This window comes from Caballeronia choica, from assembly GCF_001544535.1.
Taxonomy (GTDB): Bacteria; Pseudomonadota; Gammaproteobacteria; order Burkholderiales; family Burkholderiaceae; genus Caballeronia; species Caballeronia choica.
On sequence record NZ_FCON02000090.1, the window covers coordinates 24,291 to 30,596 of the forward strand.

Here is a 6,306-nt window from a genome sequence, read left to right on the forward strand (position 1 = left end):
AGTGGTGAATGCGTTTTGCAATGTACCACTACGGGATTTTGCGAGCAGCGACCCTACGCGTGCTCGACCGGATGCTGTTCGAGCCACGCCCATTCGGCCTCATCGAAAAGACGCGAACGCGTCAGAAAGCGCAGGCCGGTGGGACGTTCCAGCGAAAACATGCCGCCGTTGCCCTTCACGCAATCGATGATCAACTGCGTGTGCTGCCAGTATTCGAATTGCGATTCGCTCATGTAGAACGGCACGCCCGCAATTACGCCGAGCTTCACGTCCGATCCGCCGACCATGAATTCCTTCACCGGGAACATCATCGGCGCGCTGCCGTCGCAGCAGCCGCCCGATTGATGGAACAGCACGTCGCCGTGTTCGGCCTTCAGCGTCTCGATCAGATCCGCTGCGGCGGGCGTTGCGATGACTCGGGGTACTTCTTCTGTCGACATTGCGTGAACCCCTTTTAGCGAGCGGCCTGAAGGCCGCTCGCAGTTTCGCTTAGAAGAATCCGAGCGGCTTCTGGCTATAGCTCACCAGCAGGTTTTTCGTCTGCTGATAGTGGTCGAGCATCATCTTGTGATTCTCACGACCGATGCCCGACTGCTTGTAACCGCCGAACGCCGCGTGCGCCGGATACGCGTGATAGCAGTTGGTCCACACGCGTCCGGCCTGGATATCGCGGCCGAACCGATAGGCACGCGTGCCGTCGCGCGTCCAGACGCCTGCGCCCAGACCGTAGAGCGTGTCGTTGGCGATTTCGAGCGCTTCCTCTTCGTTCTTGAAGGTCGTCACCGAGACCACCGGCCCGAAGATTTCCTCCTGGAAGATGCGCATCTTGTTGTGACCGCGGAACACCGTCGGCTTCACGTAGTAGCCGTTCTTCAGTTCGCCTTCGAGCGGATTGCGCTCGCCGCCGATCAGGCATTCGGCGCCTTCCTGCTTGCCCAGGTCGATGTACGACAGGATCTTTTCCAGTTGCTCCTGCGAGGCCTGCGCGCCGATCATCGTCTTCGAATCGAGCGGATGGCCCTGGCTGATCGCCGCGACGCGTTTTAACGCGCGCTCCATGAAGCGATCGTAGATCTTCTCCTCGACCAGCACGCGCGACGGACACGTACACACTTCGCCCTGATTCAACGCGAACATCGCGAAGCCTTCGAGCGCCTTGTCGAAGAAGCTGTCGTCTTCGTTCATCACGTCGGCGAAGAAGATGTTCGGGCTCTTGCCGCCCAATTCCAGCGTGACCGGGATCAGGTTCTGGCTCGCGTACTGCATGATCAGGCGCCCGGTCGTCGTCTCGCCGGTGAAGGCGATCTTCGCGATGCGCTTGTTCGATGCGAGCGGCTTGCCCGCTTCCAGCCCAAAGCCGTTGACCACGTTCAAGACGCCCGGCGGCAGCAGGTCTTCGATCAACTCGATCAGCACCAGCAGCGAGGCCGGCGTCTGCTCGGCGGGCTTGAGCACGACGCAGTTGCCGGCAGCGAGCGCGGGCGCGAGCTTCCACGTCGCCATCAGGATCGGGAAATTCCACGGAATGATCTGGCCGACCACGCCAAGCGGTTCGTGGAAGTGATAGGCGACGGTATCTTCGTCGATCTGCGACAGCGAGCCTTCCTGCGACCGGACGCAGCCCGCGAAGTAGCGGAAGTGATCGACGGCGAGCGGAATGTCGGCAGCCATGGTTTCGCGTAGCGGCTTGCCGTTGTCGATGGTTTCGGCCACCGCGATGCGCGCGAGATTCGCTTCGATGCGATCCGCGATCTTGTTCAGGATGTTTGCGCGATCGGTCGGTGAAGTCTTGCCCCACGACGTTTTCGCCTTATGGGCAGCGTCGAGCGCGAGTTCGATGTCGGCTTCACGCGAACGCGGGATCGACGTGAACGGCTCGCCGGTGATCGGCGAGATATTGTCGAAGTACTCGCCACCGACCGGCGCAACCCACTTGCCGCCGATGAAATTGCCATATTGCTTTTTATAAGGGAATTCGGTGCTCAGAAACTGCATCTCGGCATGATTCATGTGTGCTCCTCGCATATCGTTTGAATGGCCGGCGCGCCCTGTCGGGTGACGCACCGTGCATCCCTGCTTGCGAGTTCCATGCCAAAGGCCGCGCCCAACGCTGGCGCGGCTCGCGCGTCAAGACGGCCTCTGCGATGCGCGACACCGCTGTCCCATTCCGCCACAACCGCCGGTCACTGTCCCGAAACGGAACAGTCTCACGCCTTGGCGTCGTTCAGCCGCTCGATCATCGCGATGCCGGCTGCCGGATTCAGCGTCTTGAAGCCGCTGATCACATAGAGGAAGACGTCGCGCGGCGTTTCCTTCGCTGGCGGTTTCGCCACCGTTTCAAGCCCGTCCGGTATGCCTCCCGATGACCACACGCGCGCGCGTTCGGTCCAGGCATCGAGTTGCTTGGCTGCATAACCCAGGCGCTGTCCTTCTTCCGTGCCCATGATGCGAGCGTAGACGAAGGGCGCGGTCGGGTCCGCGATTTGCGGATATTTGGAATCGCCCGCGACCACGATCGCGACCCCGTGCTTGCGCGCGAGCGCTACGAACGCTTCGTCGCGGAAACTCTCGTGGCGCACCTCGACCGCATGCCGGATCGCCCGGCCGTCGACGCGCTCGGGCAGCAGTTGCAGGAAGCCTTCGAAATCGTCTGCGTTGAATTGCTTGGTCGGAGCGAACTGCCAGTTGATCGGCCCGAGCTTGTCCTTCAGTTCGAGCACGCCGCTCGCGAAGAAACGCTCGATCGTCTCGCCCGCTTCCGACAGCACCCGGCGGTTCGTCGCGTAACGCGGCGCCTTCAGCGAGAAGACGAAATCGTCCGGTGTCTCGTCATGCCACTTCACGAAGGTTGCGGGTTTCTGCGAACCGTAGAAGGTGCCGTTGACTTCGATGCTCGTCAGCTTGCGGCTCGCGTATTCGAGCTCGCGTTTCTGCGCGAGACCTTCCGGATAGAACGAGCCGCGCCACGGTTCGTAGGTCCAGCCACCGATGCCGATGCGGATTTGCGGCGGCGTCTTCTTCTTGCGGGTTGCCATCGATGGCACCTCTTCAGCGTTCGAGTGCGTTCAAGTTTAGCCGCGTGGGAACAATCGCGTGGCCATGGCCTTTTCGGTTTCGCGTAGCGGGCGTTCGAGCAAGACGGATCGGCCCTCCCTTGAAAATACTTTTCTCTTGCTATCGGAAAGGCGGCTTCCTAGTCTGAACGAGGGGCGTTGGAAACGGCACTCGCATCCCGGGTCAGGAGGCGGGTTCCGAAACGACGACGGTCGGCGGCGGGAAACGCGGTAAACGGGCCGCAAGATATTTCAAGGAATTGACTGATGCAAACGCTCGACGACTATGTTTCGGACCTTATCGATGTCAACAGCACGCCAACGCCCGGCAGGATTCTCGTGTTATCCCGAGCGTTGATCGATCTCTTTACCGCGCTGACCGCGCAGTCCGAAAATCGGATAATCGAACACGGCGCGAATCTGTTCTGGAGAAACGATCGCATTATCCCCGGCGGCATCATCACAGGACAAAGCAAGACGGCCGTTGATATGGATACGAAGAACATGTTCCGAAATCACGAGTATGTGGGCGATTGCCACACTCATCCATATTTGAAGAAAATGGGCCCGGAGGCGATGGTCGGCCCTTCATCGGGCGATTACATGGAATGGTGGCTCAATCACCCGGCGAATTTCCCCTTCTCGCTGCACTTTGTTCTCAGCGGTGACGCCGTGTTTTTATTGCTGACCCGCGATGTAACCCGACTCGGGGACAAGCCGCTCGGCGTCGCGCAGAGGACCGTGGCGCCCGACACCGCGATCATCAACGAGCCGATGCATGACCTGGAAACGTCGGAGGTCTACAGCAAAGCGCAGGCGGCCAACAAGGAGCGTGATTTCTGGAAAATCAATTTTCCGAATATTCCGCGCGAATTTGCCCAGGCCAATCTCGACATGAATATCGGCCTCGCCACCGCGCTTTCATTCGAATACTACAGAGGCAAGTTCAACAGCGACGGTATTATTCTGGAGCGGCAATCCCCGGAAGAAGTGTACGGTCCCGCAGCAATCGTGGGCAAGACGCTGAGGCCGCTCCCGACTGCGACCTGGATTTCGGATAGCCGGGCGAGTCGCTGCAGCAGTTGCAAGCGCAGTTTTTCGATGACTTTTCGCAAGCACCATTGCCGAAATTGCGGGCTGATTTTCTGTGATCAGTGCACGATTCACACTGCGCCCGTCAGAAACAGACTGTCACGTTGGGGCGGCAATATCGATGGCGTGAAAGTCGCCAGAGTTTGCGATAAATGTTATTCCATGTGCCGTTGAAATGGGGAGGAGGGTCGGCAATGCCGGCACCGGCGCGGATATTTGCAGCGCCTTCGTGTTCGCGAACTTCCGCCGGCTCACGCGATCGACCAAATTTTCAGCGCCACTGAAAAAATAGCGCCCGATAAATCCCTTGGCACGCAAGGCGGAATGACTAAACTGTAGATCAATGCATTTCGAGCCAAGACCGCGCGGATGATCACGCAGCCAAAACCAACGAAGCGCGACAAAAAGGCTTTGCTATCACCGCGACCGCGCGCGAGCCGCATCGGAATATGGCTCGCGACGCACGCCGCCGCGATCCTCGCGCTGTCATGCGTCGCCGCGCAACCCGCCAGCGCCATCACGATTTGGATCATCGCCGGCCCGACCGATCCGACCGCCTCCGGCATCGCGAAGAAGGCCGAACCGCTGTACCGCTCCTTCCCCGACGGGTTCGTCATCCAGACCGCCGATTGCGGCGACAAGCAGAACGTCTTCATGTGGATCGGCGCCACCGCCAACGCCGACAAGCCCGCACTCGCCGCGCGACTGCGCATCCGCCAGGTCGTGCCGGACGCCTACATGCGCCCGTGCAAGGTACGGCCCGGCTCGCTGCTCGAACTGCGCACGAGTGTCGTCGACCGCTCGATCGGGCTATTGCCCGACAACGCCAGAAATTGGGAACCGGGTGACCGCCTGACTGTTCTGCGGCCACTCGCCGATGGCCGCAGCCTGATCATCGTCCGCTACTTCGCGAACGATCCGACCGATCCGTTTGGCGGCAAGCGCGAGCGCGTGGTCCTTGCGAATCGCAGCGGCAGGCGCGTCGTGCTCGATAACGACTGCGTGAGCCCGTCCGGCGCGATCACGCAGCATGGATACGTCGCGTTCGAATGCGTGCGCGGACTCGCTTCGGACAACGTGGTGCACGGCGTGCTCGTATTCGACGACACGGGCAGGAAGCTCCTCGAAGCGGCGCGCTGCCGCGATCCGAAGTGGGCGGGAGACCGCGTGATCGCCTGCGACGCCGAACAGGTGAATGCGGTCGGGAAGCTGGACTTGCGCAACAAACGCATCAATGTGGTGAGTGGCAGCGAACTCAAGTAGCTGCGAAACCGAATCTTCTTTCCGGTTTGTATAATCGGCAAATCAGCGTCCCGCAGCGGGCCGTTCGCGCTGTTCCCGCCCGGGCCACGCTCCATGTCGCGCGAGGGTCCTCACATGAATCTCGAACGCTGGAAAGAGGGCGCAGGCCCGGAACGGCGGCTACGCATCCGCAATAACGTGCGTGTCGTGCTCGCCGCCATCGGCACGCTTGCGGCGGTGTTCGGCATCGGCATCGCGGTGAACGGGCTGCTCGAATTCAATCGGACGAAGGTCATCGTGGGGGCGTGTGTCATCGTCTTCTCGACTGTCTTGTATATCGTGATGCTCTGGCGGGCCCGCTAGGCCGTGCCTGTGCAGTTGGATGTTTTTGCGCTTTCACGAAAGCCCGAGCGCATCAAACGGTGGAAACAAAGACTGGGTCATCGCTTCATTTTCCATCACGGTATGAGTCATGCGCATTGTGTCGTTGATGCGCTTTTCTCGGCACGTAATCAGCCATCCCCAATCACGAAAGCGCCTTGATTCAGGCGCTTTTCGCATCAATTGACCTTCGCCGGCGCGGGTGCCGCACGGCCCTCGCACGCCCACCCACGCAACGACGAAACGTGACTTTATGTCACAATGCAATATATTATTCACGGTTGCGCGACGTCAATTCGTCGGCTCGACACTCACGACCCATGATGCATTCCGTTCTCGTTCGCTGGTTCGCCGCCTTCGCTCCGTCGCCGGTCGCCGTCCGATGGCCCGAGCGCTTTCGCTCATGCTTCGGGGCGCTCGTTGGCATTGCGTTCACTGGCGGGACGATGCATCTGCTGCTCGGGGCGTCGGCGAACCTGCCGCTGCTCGTCGCACCGATGGGCGCTTCCGCCGTGCTGCTGTTCGCGGTCCCCGCAAG

At 60.6% G+C, this 6,306-nt stretch carries 8 protein-coding genes; 4 read left to right on the forward strand and 4 right to left on the reverse strand.

Annotation, left to right across the window (positions count from 1 at the left end):
* Window positions 1-53: 53 nt before the first annotated feature.
* The 3 genes from AWB68_RS29195 to AWB68_RS29205 form a co-directional block, all read right to left on the reverse strand.
* Window positions 54-440 carry a DUF779 domain-containing protein gene (locus AWB68_RS29195; RefSeq protein ID WP_087647803.1) on the reverse strand — a complete coding sequence of 129 codons (387 nt, stop codon included), beginning with the start codon at window positions 438-440 and terminating at the stop codon, window positions 54-56.
* 49 nt (window positions 441-489) lie between these two features.
* Window positions 490-2,010, reverse strand: coding sequence for an aldehyde dehydrogenase (gene adh / locus AWB68_RS29200; RefSeq protein WP_087647804.1), 1,521 nt, complete (start codon window positions 2,008-2,010; stop codon window positions 490-492).
* A gap of 197 nt (window positions 2,011-2,207) precedes the next feature.
* Complete coding sequence (locus AWB68_RS29205) at window positions 2,208-3,035, reverse strand: DUF72 domain-containing protein (RefSeq protein WP_087647805.1); 828 nt, start codon at window positions 3,033-3,035, stop codon at window positions 2,208-2,210.
* Window positions 3,036-3,320: 285 nt separating this feature from the next.
* On the opposite strand from AWB68_RS29205, the gene AWB68_RS29210 reads away from it, so the two are divergent.
* A complete protein-coding gene (locus AWB68_RS29210) occupies window positions 3,321-4,319 on the forward strand; it encodes an FYVE zinc finger domain-containing protein (RefSeq protein ID WP_087647806.1) in 999 nt (332 codons plus the stop codon).
* A 77-nt stretch (window positions 4,320-4,396) separates the two neighbouring features.
* Here the strand turns inward: AWB68_RS29210 and AWB68_RS46975 are convergent, their stop codons facing one another.
* Window positions 4,397-4,801 (reverse strand): hypothetical protein, encoded by a 405-nt coding sequence (locus AWB68_RS46975; RefSeq protein WP_125483076.1) that lies wholly within the window; start codon window positions 4,799-4,801, stop codon window positions 4,397-4,399.
* Here AWB68_RS46975 and AWB68_RS29215 point away from each other — a divergent pair.
* The 3 genes from AWB68_RS29215 to AWB68_RS29225 all read left to right on the forward strand — a co-directional run.
* Window positions 4,800-5,408 carry a hypothetical protein gene (locus AWB68_RS29215; protein WP_125483077.1) on the forward strand — a complete coding sequence of 203 codons (609 nt, stop codon included), beginning with the start codon at window positions 4,800-4,802 and terminating at the stop codon, window positions 5,406-5,408. The two genes, AWB68_RS46975 and AWB68_RS29215, sit on opposite strands and share 2 nt — an antisense overlap.
* Window positions 5,409-5,522: 114 nt before the next feature.
* The gene (locus tag AWB68_RS29220) at window positions 5,523-5,750 is read left to right on the forward strand and encodes a DUF2964 family protein (RefSeq protein WP_087647808.1); all 228 of its coding nucleotides are present in this window, start codon (window positions 5,523-5,525) and stop codon (window positions 5,748-5,750) included.
* A 338-nt stretch (window positions 5,751-6,088) separates the two neighbouring features.
* On the forward strand, window positions 6,089-6,306 hold a 218-nt coding region (locus tag AWB68_RS29225), incomplete at its 3' end, for an HPP family protein (RefSeq protein WP_445344362.1).